At 39.0% G+C, this 18,591-nt stretch carries 19 protein-coding genes; 8 read left to right on the forward strand and 11 right to left on the reverse strand.

The window, feature by feature from the left end; genetic code table 11:
* The first annotated feature begins 8 nt into the window (after positions 1-8).
* From CY0110_RS04240 to fdxB, 3 genes are read left to right on the forward strand one after another with little or no spacing between them, the layout of a single operon-like run.
* Entirely contained in the window at positions 9-821 is an 813-nt protein-coding gene (locus CY0110_RS04240) for a sulfite exporter TauE/SafE family protein (RefSeq protein WP_035798480.1), read from the forward strand.
* A 29-nt stretch (positions 822-850) separates the two neighbouring features.
* Positions 851-2,806 carry a molybdate ABC transporter permease subunit gene (gene modB, locus CY0110_RS04245; protein WP_008274063.1) on the forward strand — a complete coding sequence of 652 codons (1,956 nt, stop codon included), beginning with the start codon at positions 851-853 and terminating at the stop codon, positions 2,804-2,806.
* A gap of 18 nt (positions 2,807-2,824) precedes the next feature.
* Positions 2,825-3,121 carry a ferredoxin III, nif-specific gene (fdxB, locus tag CY0110_RS04250; protein ID WP_008274064.1) on the forward strand — a complete coding sequence of 99 codons (297 nt, stop codon included), beginning with the start codon at positions 2,825-2,827 and terminating at the stop codon, positions 3,119-3,121.
* A gap of 156 nt (positions 3,122-3,277) precedes the next feature.
* Here fdxB and CY0110_RS04255 read toward each other — a convergent pair whose 3' ends face one another.
* The gene (locus CY0110_RS04255; RefSeq protein WP_008274065.1) at positions 3,278-3,715 is read right to left on the reverse strand and encodes an FHA domain-containing protein; all 438 of its coding nucleotides are present in this window, start codon (positions 3,713-3,715) and stop codon (positions 3,278-3,280) included.
* Positions 3,716-3,957: 242 nt separating this feature from the next.
* Positions 3,958-4,233: a photosystem I reaction center subunit PsaK gene (gene psaK / locus CY0110_RS04260; RefSeq protein WP_008274066.1), complete on the reverse strand. Its 276-nt coding sequence runs from the start codon at positions 4,231-4,233 to the stop codon at positions 3,958-3,960.
* Between the two features lie 112 nt (positions 4,234-4,345).
* Here psaK and CY0110_RS04265 point away from each other — a divergent pair, with 112 nt between their 5' ends.
* From CY0110_RS04265 to CY0110_RS04275, 3 genes are all read left to right on the forward strand, one after another.
* Positions 4,346-4,978: a phosphoribosylanthranilate isomerase gene (locus CY0110_RS04265; RefSeq protein WP_008274067.1), complete on the forward strand. Its 633-nt coding sequence runs from the start codon at positions 4,346-4,348 to the stop codon at positions 4,976-4,978.
* A 313-nt stretch (positions 4,979-5,291) separates the two neighbouring features.
* A complete protein-coding gene (locus tag CY0110_RS04270; RefSeq protein WP_008274068.1) occupies positions 5,292-6,584 on the forward strand; it encodes a Glu/Leu/Phe/Val family dehydrogenase in 1,293 nt (430 codons plus the stop codon).
* A 145-nt stretch (positions 6,585-6,729) separates the two neighbouring features.
* Positions 6,730-7,815: an AI-2E family transporter gene (locus tag CY0110_RS04275; protein ID WP_008274069.1), complete on the forward strand. Its 1,086-nt coding sequence runs from the start codon at positions 6,730-6,732 to the stop codon at positions 7,813-7,815.
* 157 nt (positions 7,816-7,972) lie between these two features.
* Here the strand turns inward: CY0110_RS04275 and CY0110_RS31330 are convergent, their stop codons facing one another.
* The 9 genes from CY0110_RS31330 to CY0110_RS04310 all read right to left on the reverse strand — a co-directional run bounded on the left by CY0110_RS31330 (position 7,973) and on the right by CY0110_RS04310 (position 16,578).
* Positions 7,973-8,104: a hypothetical protein gene (locus CY0110_RS31330; RefSeq protein WP_269719898.1), complete on the reverse strand. Its 132-nt coding sequence runs from the start codon at positions 8,102-8,104 to the stop codon at positions 7,973-7,975.
* A 139-nt stretch (positions 8,105-8,243) separates the two neighbouring features.
* Positions 8,244-8,969 (reverse strand): TspO/MBR family protein, encoded by a 726-nt coding sequence (locus CY0110_RS04280; RefSeq protein ID WP_008274071.1) that lies wholly within the window; start codon positions 8,967-8,969, stop codon positions 8,244-8,246.
* 30 nt (positions 8,970-8,999) lie between these two features.
* Positions 9,000-9,917, reverse strand: coding sequence for a hypothetical protein (locus CY0110_RS04285; protein WP_008274072.1), 918 nt, complete (start codon positions 9,915-9,917; stop codon positions 9,000-9,002).
* Between the two features lie 121 nt (positions 9,918-10,038).
* Positions 10,039-10,236, reverse strand: a complete 198-nt coding sequence (locus CY0110_RS28355) for a hypothetical protein (protein WP_198139093.1) — start codon at positions 10,234-10,236, stop codon at positions 10,039-10,041.
* Positions 10,237-10,341: 105 nt separating this feature from the next.
* Complete coding sequence (locus CY0110_RS04290) at positions 10,342-12,525, reverse strand: transglycosylase SLT domain-containing protein (protein WP_008274074.1); 2,184 nt, start codon at positions 12,523-12,525, stop codon at positions 10,342-10,344.
* A 48-nt stretch (positions 12,526-12,573) separates the two neighbouring features.
* Complete coding sequence (locus CY0110_RS04295) at positions 12,574-12,990, reverse strand: hypothetical protein (RefSeq protein WP_035798444.1); 417 nt, start codon at positions 12,988-12,990, stop codon at positions 12,574-12,576.
* A 337-nt stretch (positions 12,991-13,327) separates the two neighbouring features.
* Positions 13,328-14,278 carry a formylglycine-generating enzyme family protein gene (locus CY0110_RS04300; protein ID WP_008274076.1) on the reverse strand — a complete coding sequence of 317 codons (951 nt, stop codon included), beginning with the start codon at positions 14,276-14,278 and terminating at the stop codon, positions 13,328-13,330.
* Positions 14,279-14,378: 100 nt separating this feature from the next.
* Positions 14,379-15,890 carry a C-3',4' desaturase CrtD gene (gene crtD / locus CY0110_RS04305; RefSeq protein ID WP_008274077.1) on the reverse strand — a complete coding sequence of 504 codons (1,512 nt, stop codon included), beginning with the start codon at positions 15,888-15,890 and terminating at the stop codon, positions 14,379-14,381.
* Positions 15,891-16,131: 241 nt separating this feature from the next.
* Positions 16,132-16,578, reverse strand: a complete 447-nt coding sequence (locus CY0110_RS04310) for a GNAT family N-acetyltransferase (protein ID WP_008274078.1) — start codon at positions 16,576-16,578, stop codon at positions 16,132-16,134.
* A 263-nt stretch (positions 16,579-16,841) separates the two neighbouring features.
* Here CY0110_RS04310 and CY0110_RS04315 point away from each other — a divergent pair, with 263 nt between their 5' ends.
* Together CY0110_RS04315 and CY0110_RS04320 are read left to right on the forward strand one after the other, a co-directional pair.
* On the forward strand, positions 16,842-17,420 hold the full coding sequence (locus CY0110_RS04315) for a methanogen output domain 1-containing protein (protein WP_198139094.1): 579 nt from the start codon (positions 16,842-16,844) through the stop codon (positions 17,418-17,420).
* A complete protein-coding gene (locus CY0110_RS04320) occupies positions 17,417-18,586 on the forward strand; it encodes a sensor histidine kinase (protein ID WP_008274080.1) in 1,170 nt (389 codons plus the stop codon). Before CY0110_RS04315 ends, CY0110_RS04320 begins: the two co-directional genes overlap by 4 nt.
* The last annotated feature ends 5 nt before the right edge of the window (positions 18,587-18,591 follow it).

Genomic DNA, 18,591 nt, shown 5'->3' on the forward strand with positions numbered 1-18,591 from the left:
CAATAACAATGAAGTTAGCTACGAAACAAAGTCACTCACAATTTGCATTTATTGTTTCTATTCCTATCGCTATTTTAGGGGGATTGATGGGATTAGGTGGCGCAGAGTTTCGTCTCCCTATTTTAGCTGGACCTCTAGGATATTCTGCTCGGCAAGTCGTTCCTCTCAACTTAGCCATTAGTCTCATTACTATTCTAATTTCTTTATTAGTTAGAGGAAAAATTTTATCTTTGTCAACGGTTATTCCCTACGGCCAAGTCATTATTTTTCTTATTATCGGTGCAATGATTATGGCGTTTATTGGAGCAAGTTGGGCTAAACATTTATCCAATGAAAAACTAGAAAGAATTATCTTAGTTTTTTTAATTATTATTGGTTGCGCCTTAATTATTGAAGGCTGTTTACCCGAAAGTTTACCAGCTTTAGTTCCTCCTATTCCTGGGTTACAAATAATTGTCGCTTTAAGTTGTGGCTTAATCATTGGTTTAGTCAGTAGTGTGTTAGGAGTCGCCGGGGGAGAATTAATTATTCCTACCTTAATCTTTGCCTTTGGAGTGGACATAAAAATTGCAGGAACTAGCAGTTTACTGATTAGTTTACCCACCGTAATTGTCGGGTTACTCAGGTATCATCATCAAGGCTCTTTTATCAATAAAGAACCCCTCAAAGAAACCGTTTTACCCATGAGTTTAGGATCGTTTATTGGTGCTATTATTGGTGCCTTATTAGTGGGGATTATCCCCTCTAACCTGCTAAAAATTGTCCTAGGTATTATCTTAAATATTGCAGCCTTAAAAGTGTTTCTACACAGCAAAGCTTAATTGTTTATTTATCTATGTAAGGAAGTGTCATGACCTTAGATTTTTCTCCTGTTTGGATATCCTTAAAAACCGCAGCCTTAGCCACCCTGATCGCCTTTTTTCTAGGTGCGATCGCTGCTAGAAGTATGTTCAAATATCGGGGAAAAGCAAAAGGTTTAATCGATGGTATTTTTACCGCTCCCCTGGTACTTCCCCCCACTGTCGTCGGCTTTTTCCTATTATTATTGTTAGGAAAATATGGACCTATTGGTCGACTTTTAAGATTGTTTGATGTTACAATCATTTTTACATGGTATGCTGCAGTAATTGCAGCCACTGTTGTAGCCTTTCCCTTGATGTATAAGACAGCCTTGGGAGCCTTTCAACAGATCGATACCACTCTTTTGTCCTCTGCGAGAACGTTAGGAGCTACAGAATTACAGGTATTCTGGAAAGTTCTCTTACCCTTAGCTAGACCCGGATTAATTGCCGGGGTATTACTCGCCTTTGCTCGCGCGTTAGGGGAGTTTGGAGCGACTCTGATGTTAGCTGGGAGTATTCCAGGCAGAACCCAAACCATCCCCATTGCTATCTTCTTTGCGGCCGAAAGTGGGGATATGGCAGAAGCCATGCTCTGGGTAAGTGTGATGTTAGGGTTATCCCTCTCCATTGTAGTCGCAGTAAACTACTGGAGCGATCGCCGTCCCGAAAAACGCATCAGGAAACGTGCTAAAGAAAGTCATCTTAGCTTAGTGGACGAAAGCTTACTCCCTTGGGATCATCCCGTTACCCCCTTAACCTGGGAATATACTCGTACGAATGTTTTACCGACACCTATCGAATTAATTGTCGATATCCAGAAACAATTACCTGGTATTAAGATCAATGTTTCCTTTTCCACCAATCAACTGCCCCTAGGACTCTTAGGAGGCTCTGGTGCTGGTAAAAGCTTCATTTTACGCTGTATTGCTGGTTTAGAAACCCCAGACCAGGGTTGTATTATTCTCAATGGTCGTGTCTTATTCGACTCTCGCCGAGGAATTAATCTACCCATCCGCGATCGCCGAGTTGGCTTCTTATTCCAAAATTATGCCCTATTTCCCCACCTTACCGTTGCTCAAAATATCGCCTTTGGTCTACCGAAAGGGTTATCCTCTATAGCCATTCGTCAACGGGTCGAAAAACAACTAATTGCTATCCAATTACAAGGATTAGGCGATCGCTATCCACAAGAACTATCAGGAGGACAACAGCAACGAGTCGCTTTAGCCAGAGCCTTAGCCAGTGAACCGGACATTTTACTGCTCGATGAGCCATTTTCAGCCCTGGACACCTATTTACGAGATCAACTCGAAAAACTCCTAAGACTCAGTTTAACCCATTTTCCAGGGGCTACTCTCTTTGTTTCCCATAACCTAGAAGAAGCCTATCGTATTTGTCCTAACCTCTTAATCTTAGACGAAGGACAGATCATTGCCCAAGGACCAAAACAAGAAATTTTTGACTATCCCCATGACTTCCGAGTCGCGCAACTCACTGGATGTAAAAACTTCTCCCGTACCCTAGTTGCCTCAGAAAATGAGATTACTGCCCTTGACTGGGGATGTACCCTAAAAATTTATGAACCCATTCCCCCCAAATTAGCCCATCTCGGTATTCGCGCCCATCAATTAACCTTTCCAGAGATTGATGGTCTTAAAGACGACTACAGCGACAATATTTTCACCTGTTGGCTCACCAGTCAAAGTGAAACCCAACACCGAACAACTTTATACCTGAAGTTAAATTCTGCCCCCACCAGTCCCTTCGACTATCACCTACAGGCCGAAGTATTCAAAGACAAGTGGAATGAGTTAAAAGAACATCCTCAACCCTGGCGGATACAACTTCATCCCCTGCGCCTCATGCTACTACAGAATTCAAGCGGTTCTATATCTCTTGAATATCAACCTAGCCACTCGTCAAGAATGACTAGGGATGATCACTCTAACCAACAACCATCCTAATACAAGGAGGACACTTATATGGCAAGTTTAACTGGCCTAACTTTTGGTAAACTCGATTGGATTCCTAAATTTGTTGATGCTATCAACAAAGATACTTGTCTTGGTTGCGGACGTTGTTTCAAAGTCTGTGGTCAAAACGTCTTAACCTTAATGGGGGTTAACGAAGACGGTGAGTTTGTAGACGAAGATGAAGATGACGACGATATCGAGCGTCAAGTCATGACCATTGCTAACAAAGCCAACTGCATCGGTTGTGAAGCTTGCGCCCGAATTTGTCCCAAAAATTGCTACACTCACGCCCCTTTACCTGCGTAAGTCTCTTAGGTTAAGTTGGGTTGCGCTTCGGCGCACCCTCTTACCTTTTGGGAAAGCAACGTTTCAGGAACGTTCTGATATTTTTAACTTTCATCTGTTTTAACTATTATTGGTTTCCTAAACTTAAAGAAATTTGGCTCTGGTTCTTGATCAGAATTACTGTCTTGACGACTTATAATCATGACTCGATTCATTGGTAATGGCATCTTCTACCGATGACTTTTTTTGTTGAGTAGAAGACACTGAATCAGATTGATTAATTGGAGTCAATTGACGTTGAAGTGATGACGTTTCTGGTGAGAGATGAATTTGAATCGTAGGACCAGAACTAGCTAAACGAATTATCATGCCATCTATAGCTTGTTTTTGACTAATTAATTCTCCATTTATATAAGTGCCATTCGTTCCCAAATTAACGACTTGCCAGTGGTTGTCTTCATAGCGAATTTCTAAATGATGACGAGAAACTACAGCACTGTAAAGAACTACCTCATTATTCGTAGAACGACCAATGCGAATGGTCGCTGTTGTCTTAAATGTCCAACTTTGGATAGGTTTGGTATTGGTGGGATGGAGTAAAGTTAGAGTAATCACCGAAATTCTAGTTTATAGAGGGGGTTTCATAGCTGAGTGTTAATCAAGTGCCTCAATAAAAAGGATCACACAGTGTTGAAACTTATTCCTATCATAAATCGTTGTTAAGACTATACAATGAATTCTTAGAAAAAATTGAGTTACACAGTGACCACAGTTAATTTTATCGGTCACTGTTCACTGTTTAATGCTAAGTTCGCTGAAGCCGTTCCCATTATCTTTGGCTCAATATCAAGCTCAAATTAGAGAACGCCAGCATTGGATAACCCTAAGATAATTCCTGCTCCTAGAATATGGCCAAAACTAGCAGTTGCCAAAAGTTCTGGGAGTCCAAATTTTTTCTTTGATGCTAACTGAGGTAAAGGAAGTTCAGGACCTGCGCCGGTTTTTTGGATGGCAAAATAACCCAGAACAAAGCTAAATAGATTAGCTGTAATCATAATCATCCCGATAGATAAGTTCCAGGGGGTAGTGGCCGCAGAGTTAGCCTGAGCAAGTATGATGATATGGGAGAGCATGGGTTAAACTCCTGTTTGAATGTATGACTGTAAACAAGAGGCATTATAAGGATCTCTGTTGAAAAAAATTCACTTTGTTTGAATACTTAACAATTATTAGGAGTTAGGGAGAATGCGAGTTAAAATTTGTGGGATAACTCAAGCTCAGCAAGGGCAAGCGATCGCAGCCTTGGGAGCTACTGCTTTAGGGTTTATTTGTGTGGAGCGATCGCCTCGTTACGTGGATGCTCAACACATTCAGCAAATTATTCAAACCCTACCAACAACAGTTGATCGCATCGGCGTTTTTGCTAATGCTAGTTTAACAGATATTGAAGGGGTTTTAGGGATAGCTCAATTAACGGGAATACAACTTCATGGAGACGAACCCCCTGAATTTTGCGCTCAAGTCAAACAATTATTTCCTCACCTGGAAATTATTAAGGCATTTAGAGTTAACACGGTAGAATCTTTGTCCCCTATCTCTGAATATGTGGAGATGATTGATACATTGCTTTTAGATGCTTATCATCCTCAACAGTTAGGAGGAACAGGTAAAACTTTAAATTGGGATATGTTGGACAAATTTCGCCCTGCTCAACCTTGGTTTTTGGCCGGCGGATTAACTGCTGATAATATTTTACAAGCTCTCGATAGTTTAACGCCGGATGGTATTGATTTATCCAGTGGGGTTGAGCGATCGCCTGGGGATAAAGATATTCCTAAAGTAACTCAATTATTAAACAATTTAAGTAAGATAAACTGAGAAACTACCTTAATCACTTCTCTTGTTTGTTACAAAAAACTTCAAATATTAAATAATTACTAAGTTGGGTTAACAAAATTCATCTAAGTATATTAAAATTTAATTAAAAATAAAAATTCTATTGTATCTAGTTAGTTAACAAAAACTTACCAAAGATAATTGGCAACAGTTTCCATGTCTTATTGTCTGGGTTTTGTTCCTTAATCTAAAATCTAATTACTCAAAGAATATCTAAATACTGTTGCTTTTAATTTGTTAATAACTATTATATTTGTCTTACAAACGTCTCTCCAATAAAAGGAATAAAACAATTATGAATGGACTACTTGCTGATGCTAGTACGAGGCTGGAAAAAGCTTTAAAATATACATCAATTTCTGAGGATGCCAGTGAACGGTTAAAGCATCCTAAATCTAGTTTAAGTGTTTCGATTCCTGTAAGAATGGATGATGGTTCTTTACGGATTTTTCAAGGGTATCGAGTGCGTTACGACGACACAAGAGGGCCGGGAAAAGGGGGGGTTCGTTATCATCCCAATGTGAGCATGGATGAAGTACAATCTTTAGCCTTTTGGATGACGTTTAAATGTGCTTTATTAAACTTACCTTTTGGGGGAGCAAAAGGGGGAATTACCCTTAACCCAAAGGAGTTATCAAAACAAGAATTAGAACGGTTGAGTCGCGGTTATATTGAAGCGATCGCCGATTTTATTGGCCCTGATATTGACATCCTTGCACCTGATGTTTATACCAATCAAATGATTATGGGTTGGATGATGGACCAATATAGTATTATTCAGCGAAAAATTAGCCCAGGTGTTGTCACTGGTAAACCTTTAACTATGGGAGGTAGTCAAGGAAGAGATACAGCAACGGGAACGGGTGCTTATTATGTGATACAAACCATTCTTCCTAAGTTTGAATTAATACCAGAAAAGACAACAGTTGCGGTACAAGGGTTTGGAAAAGCTGGTTCTGTTGTAGCGGAATTATTAGCTAAATCAGGTTATAAAGTAGTAGCAGTCAGTGACTCAAAAGGAGGAATTTATACAGAAAATGGCTTAGATATTCTCAGCATCCGTAATTATAAAAAAGAACATCGAGGTATTACAGCTATTTATTGTGAAGATACCGTCTGCGATATTGGAGAACATGAAAATATTACGAATGAGCAGTTATTAGAATTGGATGTTGATGTTTTGATTCCGGCTGCTTTAGAAAATCAAATAACAGCAGAAAATTCTAATAATATCAAAGCAAAATTTATTTTTGAAGTTGCTAATGGTCCGATTACTTCTGCTGCTGATTCTATTTTAGATAAGAAAGGAATTTATGTTTTTCCTGATATTTTGATTAATGCTGGAGGGGTAACAGTTAGTTATTTTGAATGGGTACAAAATCGCAGTGGTTTGTATTGGACAAGAACTGAAGTTAATGAACGAATGAAAGACAAAATGATGACAGAAGCGGAACAAGTTTGGGCGATCGCACAGAAAGATGGCGTTTCCATGCGAACCGCTGCTTATATTCATGCTTTAAATCGTTTAGGGGACGCATTGGATGCAAAAGGAACGAGAGATTATTATGTGAATGGTTCCCCTCATTAAGTGATTGAGATCAATTTGTCTTAACCCAAAAATAATTTATCAGTCTCCTTATCATCCATAAGGAGATTTTTATCATTTTTGGAGTCTTTTATCTAAAATGTTAATATGATAGTGATCAAATAGATCAAATACAGTTACAAAAATTATGTCTAGTCATTATCCTAATCAAATAAAAAATTCTTCTTGGTTATTTTATGGTTTAATTTTTCCTATTGTTGTCTTAAATATTATCGTTTTTATTTTCGTATTTCAACAGTTTAAAAGTGTTTTTTATTCTTTTACTATTGCCAGTTTCTTAGCTTTATTATTACATCATCCTATTATTTTCTTAGAAAAGAAGTTAGGTTTAAGTAAACTGTATGCCATTTTATTAGTTTTTTTAAGCTTTACGTTGATATTTTCTGTAATCGGAATTATTTTAGTTCCTATTATTGTCATAAAATTTTCTGCATTGTTAAGTATCTTACCTGATTGGATTCAATCCACTAGCATTAAAATTAATAATATAAGTTATTGGTTTAATAGTAACAATTCTCTCGTTGATAGTCAGACAATTATCACTAAATTAACTGATAGTTTTCAGGATCAACTACAAAATTTTATTCAAGGATTTCCTAACTTTATTTTTGGGACAATTGGTAACTTATTAAGTATTTTTTTGATAGCAGTTTTAACAATTTTTTTCTTATTTTATGGTAATTCATTTTTGAAAAATTGTTTGCATTCTTGGTTTTCTTCTGATGTTGGGGAAATGATACATAAAACCCTTTATCGTAATTTTAATAGTTATCTTCTCAATCAAGTGGTCTTATCTACTGTGTTAACTATTGTTATGATTCCTACTTTATATCTATTAAAAGCTCCTTTTGCATTATTATTTGGGTTAACTATTGGCGCATTTGGTTTAGTTCCATTTGGGGCAACTTTAAGCATTTTAGCAGTGAGTATTATTTTATTTTTAGGTAATATTTGGATTGGTTTAAGAGTATTATTGGTTTTAATCATAATTGACCAGATTATTGAAAATATTTTACCCCCTCGTTTATTGGGTAAACTCACTGGACTTAATCCTATTATCATTCTCTTTTCTGTTATGGTAGGGGCAACGTTAGGAGATTTTGTCGGGTTAATTACTGCTGTTCCCATTGCTGCAACGACAAAAAGTTTATTTAATCATTGGAGTCAATCAAACACACAAGAGTTAGAAAAGATTTTCTCTCAGTCTAGCTAATAGTTGATGAAATTAAATTGGCATAAAATAAGCGAATATAAACTCAGAAACGACTTAATCATCATCACCACTTATTAAAAATGTTGATTTTTTAGTCAACTCAGATTCTCAAAGCTTGATCTTACCAGCTTTTCCTAATTCTTGTCACCCCGTCAACTTATTTTGTTTTCTGATTTTGTTCATTAATAGTTGTTGCAATATATCCGGAAGGATAGTTAGGAAAAGGGACAATATCAGCAATAATAAAAACAATCGCAGCAGCCAGCATGAATCTAACAAAAACAGTCATAATAATAAGTTCCAACTTAGCTATTTTTATACTATCTCAGGAATATGACCTTATGATCTTCACCTAATAGGGTTAAACTTCGATAACTATTGAAGAAAACTGAGTGTGAATAAAGTTTCGAGGATAATCATTCAATTTCTTACTTTAACGGATACCAAGGTTCACACCCATTTAACCGCCAAATACTATAAACGAGAACACAAGCAACAGTAATCCAAATAACCGACGGAACCAGTAATAAACCAGCTAATAAAACAGTTTGCCAATAAAAAACAGTGACAACAATAGCTGATAACCAAGGTCCCATAATCACCACTGGAACAGCTACGCCTAATCTTCCTTCAACTGTGAAAATAGTATTCCAAGTGTCTCCCAGTGCTAAGTGAATGACAAAGACAATTAAGGGAACAGCTAGAAAATTTTCACCAACGGCTTGCCAAACTAAGACAGAAGAAATTACCCGTAACACGCCAATGGTCATCCAAATAATAGGAAATGCCAAGGGAGGAGGGGCCCAGTTGGGTCGAATGACTTGCTGATATCTTCCACTACTGCGAGTATTGTCTAAGGGAGAAAACAGCCGAGAACGGAGGGTCAGCACTGCGAAAAAGACACTGGCGATCGCTGTTGGCAACCAACTTGGAATATTATCTAGTACCAGTTGGCTAACCACCCATTCCATTCCAGACAAAGCCAACACCATTAAGCCAATTTGTACGACTGTACCACCTAGATAAATTAATAAAGCTTTACTATCAAATTCTTGAGTATTGATATTTAAAGCATTTGATGGTGATGGGTTTTTTATTCCCATCACAGAATTGACCACATTGTTAAGTCTATTGGTTGACTTTGATTGACTCATTTTCCTCCGTAACTTCTTTGTTTTATCACTTTATAAGTAACGTTTATTCGGATCAACAGGAATAAATACCTTAGACTTCCGTAGATATTTCCAGGCAATACCATCAGGATCTTTACTCTGACTCCATTCTGCAAAACTGGCATCCCTTTTACGACGGCCAATGGTGCTGGGTGTTATATCGAGTCGCTTGGCTAAATCGGATTGAATAAGGGTAAATTGCTCTTTTTTCTCGGTATCAGTAGAGGTGTCTTGACTTTGATCTTTGGTATCCGTTACTGATAGAGTTTTGTCAGTGGGAGACGCAGGAGTTGATGATGTTGGTGAGGGGGAAGAAGCAGAAGGTTCCTGACTTGGTTGATTGTGCTGTTCTCGTTCTTCTTTAATAGCAGCTAATTGAGCAAAAGGACTAGATAGAGACGAGTTAGAGGGGGAGGAAGAAACTTCCGAAGATGAAGATTCAACCTTATTGCTTTGAGGAATATCAATATCATCCTCATCATCATCATCCATATCAAACGCTTCAGGTTCTTCTGGTTCTGCTGCCAGTGGTTCACTATCGTCTAGAATACTACCTAATGTGCTGGCTGTAATGAAATAATATACCTTTCCCTGTTCTGGTAACTCCCTAGAAGTTGCACTAAATTCTTCAGCCTTTCTAGCCAAAAAACGTTTCGCACTACCTGCACTTAAATTGGCTTTGAGGGATAAGTCCATTGCAGTGATTTGTCCCTGATTTTCTTTGAGTAACTGATTAAAAATTGGGTTAATCTTTGCACTCCACTGTTGCCATTGATAATTGTCCACCAGTTTCCAGACAATAATCAAGGCAATAAATCCTAATACCCACATCCAAGCCTTGTACAGAAGGACGATCACCGCAGCAAGGGGAAGGATTAGGATTAAAAAGGCGGCCGGGGTTGGATTACCATCGAATACTTTTCCAGTCATAATTTCTGGTGTTCTCTAGAAATAATTGGTAAAACTGATGTTATTATGCACTACTGCTTCACCATTTATAAATATATTATTGTCAAAGAACTCTATATTATCAGGATTTGGTCTTTTTATCCTAGAAACGGCGTGTGGCAGAAATACCATAAAAAATCCCCAAGAAAATCGAAATGGTCATCAAAAGTAAAATAACGCTTCCTGGAATAAAACCTAAGATACCTAGTCCCCTCAAAATATAGGTGGTTAGGGTGATTAGCACAGCTATCATCATAGCTAAGGTAATAGGGGAAAGTTTGGACGAAGTTGATTTACTCATTAGCATTTAGGGGTTAAACTCACAGCGGAGATATTTGGGGAGATCACTACGATAACAAGTAATTCAAAACTCCCGAAACTGCTCTCCAATAAAATTTAATAAGTCTTATTTATCAGCATATTTTTGTAATAATTGAGAAATTTCTGGGTTATAGATTCGTAAGTAATTCCAATAATTGCCAAATACTGATTCTACATAACCTTTGGTTTCTCGAAAGGGTATTTTTTCTACAAACACATCAGGATCACTGACTCGATATTGTTTCATCCATTTTGATACATTACCTGGTCCTGCGTTGTAACTGGCGATCGCTAATAAAGAGTTATTACTATATTCAGAATGGGTATAATTTAAGTACCAAGTTCCTAGATTAATGTTATCGTTAGGATTAGTTAAAGAATAGTCTTTTAAATTAATTTTATCAGCTACCCATTCCCCTGTTGCTGGCATCACCTGCATTAATCCTGTTGCTCCAACCGGCGACTTTATTTCTGGTTCAAAACGGGATTCTTGACGCATTAAAGAGGTCACTAAAAGGGGATTTAATTGACGACGACCCGACCATTCGATGATAGTGTTATAGAAAGGAAAAGGGAATAAAGCGTGCCAATATTTTTCTGTTTGTCTGAGTTGTTCCCATTCTTTTTCTTGGTTAGGATCATCTTTATTCTGAAGATACCAAACTTGATTAATGCCTTGAAGATTTTTACCTTGAACTAACTTTAATAACGCATCCGTAAACCCTTCATTAACGGTTAAAGTTTCGCGATCGCCCATTTCTGCTTGAAATAAAGTAATCGCATCTTCATCTTCTCCCAAACGATACAACTCCTTAAACATTTCTGAACCCGCAGGGGGAAGAGGACGAGTATTAGATTTGTTCACTTGGGGTAACATTTGACGAATATTGTTAAAGTTTCCCACATTCCAGCCTAACTGTACGGCCGATCGCCAAGCATAGTATGATTCAGGATGACTGGCCACCACGTGTTCAAAAGCGGATTGAGAATCTTCTATTCTCCCTAACTTTTGCGCCCATTTTCCGACCCAAAAAGCTGCTTTCGGGGCAATGGAACTCTCAGGGTTATTGGTGGTGATGGGTTGGGCCCAAGTCCAGGCTTTTAGCGCGTCTCCTTTTTCGGCTGCTTCTTGGGCAACTTGCCAACGATATTCCGCCGTTGCATCCGAGTTGGGATATTTGGATAAAAGGGTTTGACGTACCTTAGCTGCTTCTGCTTTCCTATTCAACTTATCAAGCAACGCAGCTTTATCTAGAAGGGCTTCTGGAGCTTGTTCGGGGAATTTTTGGATAATTTCGTCAAAATAAGTAATTGCGGTCTGTGGTGGAGATAATTGAGCCAATCGTTTTAAACCTAGGGCGGTTTCTTCTGCTTTGGGGAAACCGAACATTAACTGGCGATAGGCAGCAATCACCGTTTCTTTATTTTCCCCTGGGGGTTGGACTTGTTGTCCCCTAGCAATGCGATAGTAATTTTGGGGGGTTTTGTCCGCTTTTTTGTAAGCTATAGCCCCTTTATAAAAGTCATTAACTTCCCAGTAACCGTCGGCGATCACTTGCCAGTCTTCGGGGGTAAGTTCGCCTGCATATTCGTCTACTAAGCGATCGCGGATAGCATTGGTTTGGGGTTCATTGGCTGCATATTTAGCTAACAATAATAATAATTTTGGTTGTTTCGGGTTTTCTTTTAACTGTTCACGAATCACCGTTTGAATACTGGGATGTTGGGGAAATTTTTCTATGGCTTGATCCCAGTAACTTGCGTCATATTTTCCCAGTTGATATAAAGCTTCAGCAGAAGCTAAAGAGTCGGGATAGGTTTCTATCAATTCTTGCCAAGTTTCTTGAGCTAATTCCGTCTCATTGGTTAATTCATAGCCTCTACCCCGTTTGAGGAGAATATAGGGAACTAAGGTCGGATATTCATTTTCTAAGCCTTCTAGTTGCCTTAATGCTGGGCCGCCTTCGTATTCTTCGAGGAGATCATTAGCCAGTAAATAACGGGCCCGACTTCTTTCGAGGGAGAGGGTTTCAGAAGAAGCGATCGCTTGTAGTTGTTCTCTGCGTTGTTGGGCAGGAATTTCTGCTAATGTGAAGACCACCGAAGGTTTGTTAATGTCTTCTTTGAGAGCAGTTTCAATTTTAGCCTGTTGTCTTTGTTCGAGCCATTCTATAACTCTTGGGGTGACAACAACTGTGCTGATAGCACCGACTAATAAGATACTAGAAGCAATAACAAGCGGACGTTTATCTTTAAGTGGCTTAAGCATTTCATTCCCGCACACAACAATTTTAAAGATACATTATACCGCTAGGTGTTATCTAGGTACATTGGGATATAATCGATCAATTTCTTGCTGTTGCAGGAGTCGTTGATCGATGAGAGCATCTTGTTGGTTGAGGGTTTCAATTTGTTCAAGATACTGACCACAGTTGTTATTAATGGCTGGAGGAGGAGTGGTAATAGTACGCTCTAAACAAGCTCTTTCGGTGCGTTCTCGGTGGAAATGCTGCAAAATCTTTTCAGGGGTCTGAAAATACAATTGACGATTATGACGCATATTTTCGCGGTGAATTTCTGCATCACAGTCTACTGCACCAGCAATACATTGTCTGGGAGGAACAGAAATATTCGGACCAATATTTTGTAGTTGAGCGTTAGCTTTGACTGGGACTAATAAACTCAGTCCTGTGGTTGCTAACGATATCAAAATAAGACTAGGATTCAGTTTCATAGCATTATCTCCTAACATTCAAGATTAATCACAAAAATAATTGAGGTTATCGAAGTAATAGGGTCTAAAATCTGGCTTTTTAAAGCGAAAAGTTTTTGAGAGAAGGCTTAAATCCTCGTCACAAAAACAACTTCTGTTCGATAGAGCCGGAGCGAAGCGAGGAACTTCTGACTTCTAACTTCTTTATCTCTGTGTTAATTCATCGTTCTAATTTTATCAAGGTCGGATAATCTATTTAGTTCATTGAGTCTATATTTTTAACAGGGAATAGTGAATTATACTTCTGAGTTCTGACTTCAAACTTCTGTGCGATAGCGCCGGAACGAAGTGAGAAACTTCATCCACTCCCGAACACACATACTACCCGAAAACCGAGATCGTCGTTGTGGTTATTGCACCGAAGGTCGTTGAAGCGGAGCGCTGAACGGCAGTCATCAGGATCATCGCCCCAAGAACCGCCCCTCAAGACGGAATTTGAATTATTTTTCTTTTTTTTAGCTAAATATGAGGTTTCAGATTCCATCCAAGCACTGCCATTAGCAAGTGCATCTTCATAATTATCATGCCAGTCATCTGCACACCATTCCCAGACGTTTCCGTGCATATCGTACAATCCAAAAGCATTGGCAGGAAACTGACCAACGGCGGTGGTTTGTCCTCTAGATTCGCTCTTGGGTTCATCTGTATAAGTGTTAGAAGCATTATAATTAGCTAGTTCTACTGTGATGGTTTCTCCAAAGTAAAAGGGTGGATACGATTTATTGTTTTCGAGGTCTAGAGGTTCTGTAACAGCACGACAAACGTATTCCCATTGAGCTTCGGAGGGTAACTGATAATCCTTTCGTGTAAGCTTAGAGAGGCGTTGACAGAATTCGACGGCTTCGTACCAGTTAACTTGTTCAACAGGCCGATCATCCCCTTTGAAGTTTGAGGGATCTTCGTTTACATCAATGTAAACTTTTAAATCAGTTCGAGAAGCGATCGCTTTCCATTGTGCCTGAGTAATGGGATATTTGCCCATGAAGAAGGGGGAAATGGTGACATTATGTTGAGGCCGTTCATCATCATAACTACCTTTTTCATTTTCAGGGGAACCCATTGTAAAAGTGCCACCAGGGATCGCTACCATTTCGAGTATAATGTTATCCGTCAAATATTCAGTGAAGTAAGAAGCAGTGTAGGTGGTGGTTGTAATGATTTCGCCACGACGGTTTACAGTGGGGGTTTCAAAAGTCCACTTTTGTGAGGAAGTTACATGATAGAAATTGGGTAAATTAATTTTCTCCACTAAAATTCCTGGTAAGTTTGCTCGTGTTTTTCCTTATTAACTACTATAAATAAAGAAAGTATCTCGACCTTTGTTGAGAGATTGTTCAAAAATAGGTAAATTAAATAAAGTTCTTATTTTCAATTTGTCTAACTGCGGTTAATGCTGAATAACTAACCCCTGCGGTTCCTTCTCCGGGGTGGGTGGAGTCTCCCACTAACCAGAGATTTTTGATCGGGGTACGGGTTGCAATACCAAACGGTCCAAAGGTAGACACCCGTTGACCAATACCCCCGACAATACCTTTATCCCTGGCCGTATAATACGCAAACGTGCGAGGGGTGGCCGCTTCTTGATGAATAATGGTATCGGAATTAAGCTGAAAATAATTGCTTAAACGGGCGATCGCTTCAATGGTATATTCTTGTTTTAATTGTTGATATTTCTCTTCACTAATATTGTTCCATATTTGAGTGTCAGTAAAACTTGAAGCAATAATGGTTCTTTGACCTTCTGGAGACCTACCATCTTTAGGTTTACTAACAGATACAAACAAGGAATTATTTTCCCCAATTACCTCATCATAATCATATAAAAATTGTAGATGAGGAGGACAATTTTTGGGAATAGCTTCATCTTTGACCCCTAAATAAATCACAAATGCTCCTGATGCTTCGGGGAGTTTTTCAACCCGTTGCTGATATAAATTTAACCCAGGTTGACTAGGGCTATCAATCATTTTAACTAAATTTTGTACAGGAACATTAGCAACAATATGATCGGCGGTTTTTGTGAAGGTTTTCTCTGTTTTACGCTGACGGATAATGATTTGAGATTTATTATTCTCAAGGGTTTCTATTCTCTCAACATAATAGCCCGTGAATAGTTTTCCCCCATGTTTTTCTAACCCTTCAACTAAGCGATCGCTTAATATTTGCATACTTCCTTGTAAATGATATAATCCTTGGGGTTCCTGGGATACGCCTAATGCTGTAGCTGCATAGAGTAAGGCCGTTTCGTCGGCATTAACTTGAGAATAAAGCTTTAATTGTAAATCGAGAAAGGTTTTCAATCTGCGATCGTTATATAATCCATACAAACGCAAGGCATCCCCGACAGTCATGAAGGTAAAAGGAACCGTGATCAAGGTATCTAACCGTAAAGCAGTGGTGAGTTGCCAGACATCCCAAAGGTTACGAGGAGGTAAAACGGGATCTCGGCCTTGAAATTTCCAACTTGCTTGAAATAGTTTAGCTAATAACTGCCAAAAGGGTTCGCTTCCGGGGAACTGTTTTTGTCGTTCCTGTTGCCATTTTTCGGGATCACGCCAAACATTAATAGGTTGGGTTTCTCCTGGTAAAAAAACGGCGCAAGCGGGATCACAAGGGGTTACGGAAGGTAAGTCTATCTTTAATTCTTCAAAAATGCGGTGATGAATGCCTCCAGGTTCTAACCCTGCCACTTGAGTTGCTCCTACATCAAAGGTAAACCCCCGACGTTTAAAGGTTGAGGCACAACCCCCAGGAACATAAGCTTGTTCGTATATGGTGACATTATACCCTCGACGAGCGAGTAATGCCCCTGCGGTTAATCCACCGATTCCTGCTCCTATAACAATAACTTTTTTAGACATTAATTAAACGTTTATTTATAAAAATTTCATTGTTTTAATTATATTCAATAATTTACTGCACTTTTTGCTTTACGCAGGCTGGTTTTATCTCCTTGGTATCTTGATTAAGCTGTTGTGCATTTAAACCAGATATTCAAGTTTTTAGTACAAACGCTCAAACTTTTCTACCACGCTCCCCTCTCCCTGCTCCCATGCAGTCTCAACTAGCACTTTAAATGATGAATAGCTTACTGATGACTGATCACTGTTCACTGATAAATTTAACCATTTTAATATGAAGAATATTTCCTTCTGTAAAGCGATCGCCTATAGGCTCAAAGCCTAGTTTTTCATATAATTTTTGAATATAAACTTGAGCATGGATAATAATTTTTCCGTATTTTTTTTGTTCTGTAATAAAAGCGATCGCTTGTTTCATTAATGCTGTACCAATGCCTTGACCTCTTGCGTGAGATAATACAGCTAATCGTTCAATTTTCGCTGTACTTTCATCTAGATATCTAATTCTTGCTGTTCCCACTGATTGCCCATCTAAATAAGCTAAAAAATGAAGACAATTATTATCATAGCCATCAAATTCTAAGTCAGGGTCAACCCCTTGTTCTTGTTGAAACACATTGACTCTAATTGTTTTAATAGCTTCTAGGTTCTCTTGATAATTAATAATTTGAATCGTGGGTTTGCTCATATATTTTAATATTCCTGACAAGACATAGAATGATAGTAAATAGACAACAAAAATTTATGTCAAAATAATAGTTATCGATAAAAAAAGGGGTATGATAGAAGTCGGAAAGGAAAAAGGAAACAAAAGGAGCAAACAAAAAGGGTTCCTTAGCGATCGCGGTTTATTTCCCATCTTTAACGACTACTTGCTTGTGAGTTAAGTCAATCTTTAGTTAGTATTGTATAGCTCCCCAAATAGCATTATAGTTATGGTTTGAGAAAATTTTGACTGAAGTTCTTTCACCACCGATTGCCATGAATAGTCCTCTTGAGTCTAAAATGCCCGTGAAGAATCTGACAATACCTTTGGAGCGAGATATATTTTTGCGGACCTTAATTCAAGAATTAGCCGGTACATTACAGGATGTCGTCGGTTTAGAAGAAGCGTCAGGGTTTATTAGTGTCGTGGGTCAAAACATGGGAAAACAAATAGACCAAGACTATAAAACAGCATTAAAGGTATCCCAGCTAACTCCAGAGCAAGTCGCTGAGGTTTTAGTCGATTTAAAAAAGCGAATCCAGGGCGACTTTTATATTATTGAACAAACCGACGACAAAATTGTTTTAGGGAATAATGCTTGTCCCTTTGGCGACAAAGTGATTGATCGCCCTGCCATGTGCATGATGACCTCAAATGTTTTTGGTTCCATTGCAGCGGACAATCTTGGTTACGCCAAGGTAGAACTAAAAGAGACCATTGCGATGGGTGCGTCAGGTTGCCGAGTGGTGGTTTATTTGCAACCAAATGCAGAGGCAGAAGCCAGTCAAGGAAGAAAATATTTTAAGGGAGAAGAGGATTGGTGAGTCCCGAACAGTTCCTAGAATTTGCCAAAGTTTTGCCAGAGCCAATGCTTCTGATAGCGCGAAAAGGTCAAATACTGGCAGTCAACCCCTCCTTCTCCAACTTATTGGGGCTATCCCCTCAGATAGTACAAGGAAAAATGCTCTTTGACTTGGTAACCAATTCTCCGGATCGGGTCAAACAGTATCTACGCAATTGTTCAAGCAGTCGAGAAATGGTACTCGGATCATTAGCCTGGAGTACCAAGAACGGAGAAACTTGCGTATGTCGCTGCGAAGGGGCGGCCATTTGTCCTTCCTCACCCGAATTCCCTACACTCATTCTGTTACGATTAAAAAAACGGGAATCTGCCAGTACCCGATTCACTTTGCTTAACAAGAAAATTGATGAATTGGCAAAAGAAATCCGACTGCGTCAGCGAGCCGAAGAGGAGCGAGCTAAACTTCTGGTGCAAGAACAAAAAGCAAGAGCCGAAGCTGAGAATATGAATCGATTGAAAGATGAATTTCTGTCAACCATTTCCCATGAACTTCGGACTCCCCTCAATGCCATCCTGGGTTGGTCTGGGATTCTGCAAAGCAAAAATTTAGATGAAGCCGAAATACGTCGGGCTTTGGAAATAATCGAACGCAATGCTAAATCTCAAGCCCATTTAATTGAGGATCTCCTCGATGTTTCCCAAATTGTTACAGGTAGGATGCGCCTTCATGTTCGTGCTATTGAGCTATTACCAGTAATTGAAGCAGCAATCGATACACTTAAACCTGCTGCTGATGCGAAAAACATCCGACTGCAAGCGGTGCTTGATCCAGCAGCAAGCCCTGTTTTAGGAGACTCCGAGCGGTTACAGCAGATTGTCTGGAATTTACTCAGTAATGCAGTCAAATTCACCCCGAAACATGGATGCGTACAAATTGCTCTACAACAGATTAACTCTCATGTGGAAATTGTTGTGGCTGACACAGGTCAAGGTATCAGTGCAGAATTTTTACCTTATGTCTTTGAACGCTTTCGTCAAGCAAATACTTCTATGACCCGTTCCTTTGGTGGTCTGGGTTTAGGCTTAGCTATCGTCCGCCAATTGGTCGAACTGCATGGTGGAACAGTACAGGCTGAAAGTCCAGGAGAAGGTCAAGGCGCAACCTTTACGGTAAAACTCCCTAGTTAGTGATG

The sequence above is a fragment of the Crocosphaera chwakensis CCY0110 genome (assembly GCF_000169335.1).
Classification (GTDB): domain Bacteria; phylum Cyanobacteriota; class Cyanobacteriia; order Cyanobacteriales; family Microcystaceae; genus Crocosphaera; species Crocosphaera chwakensis.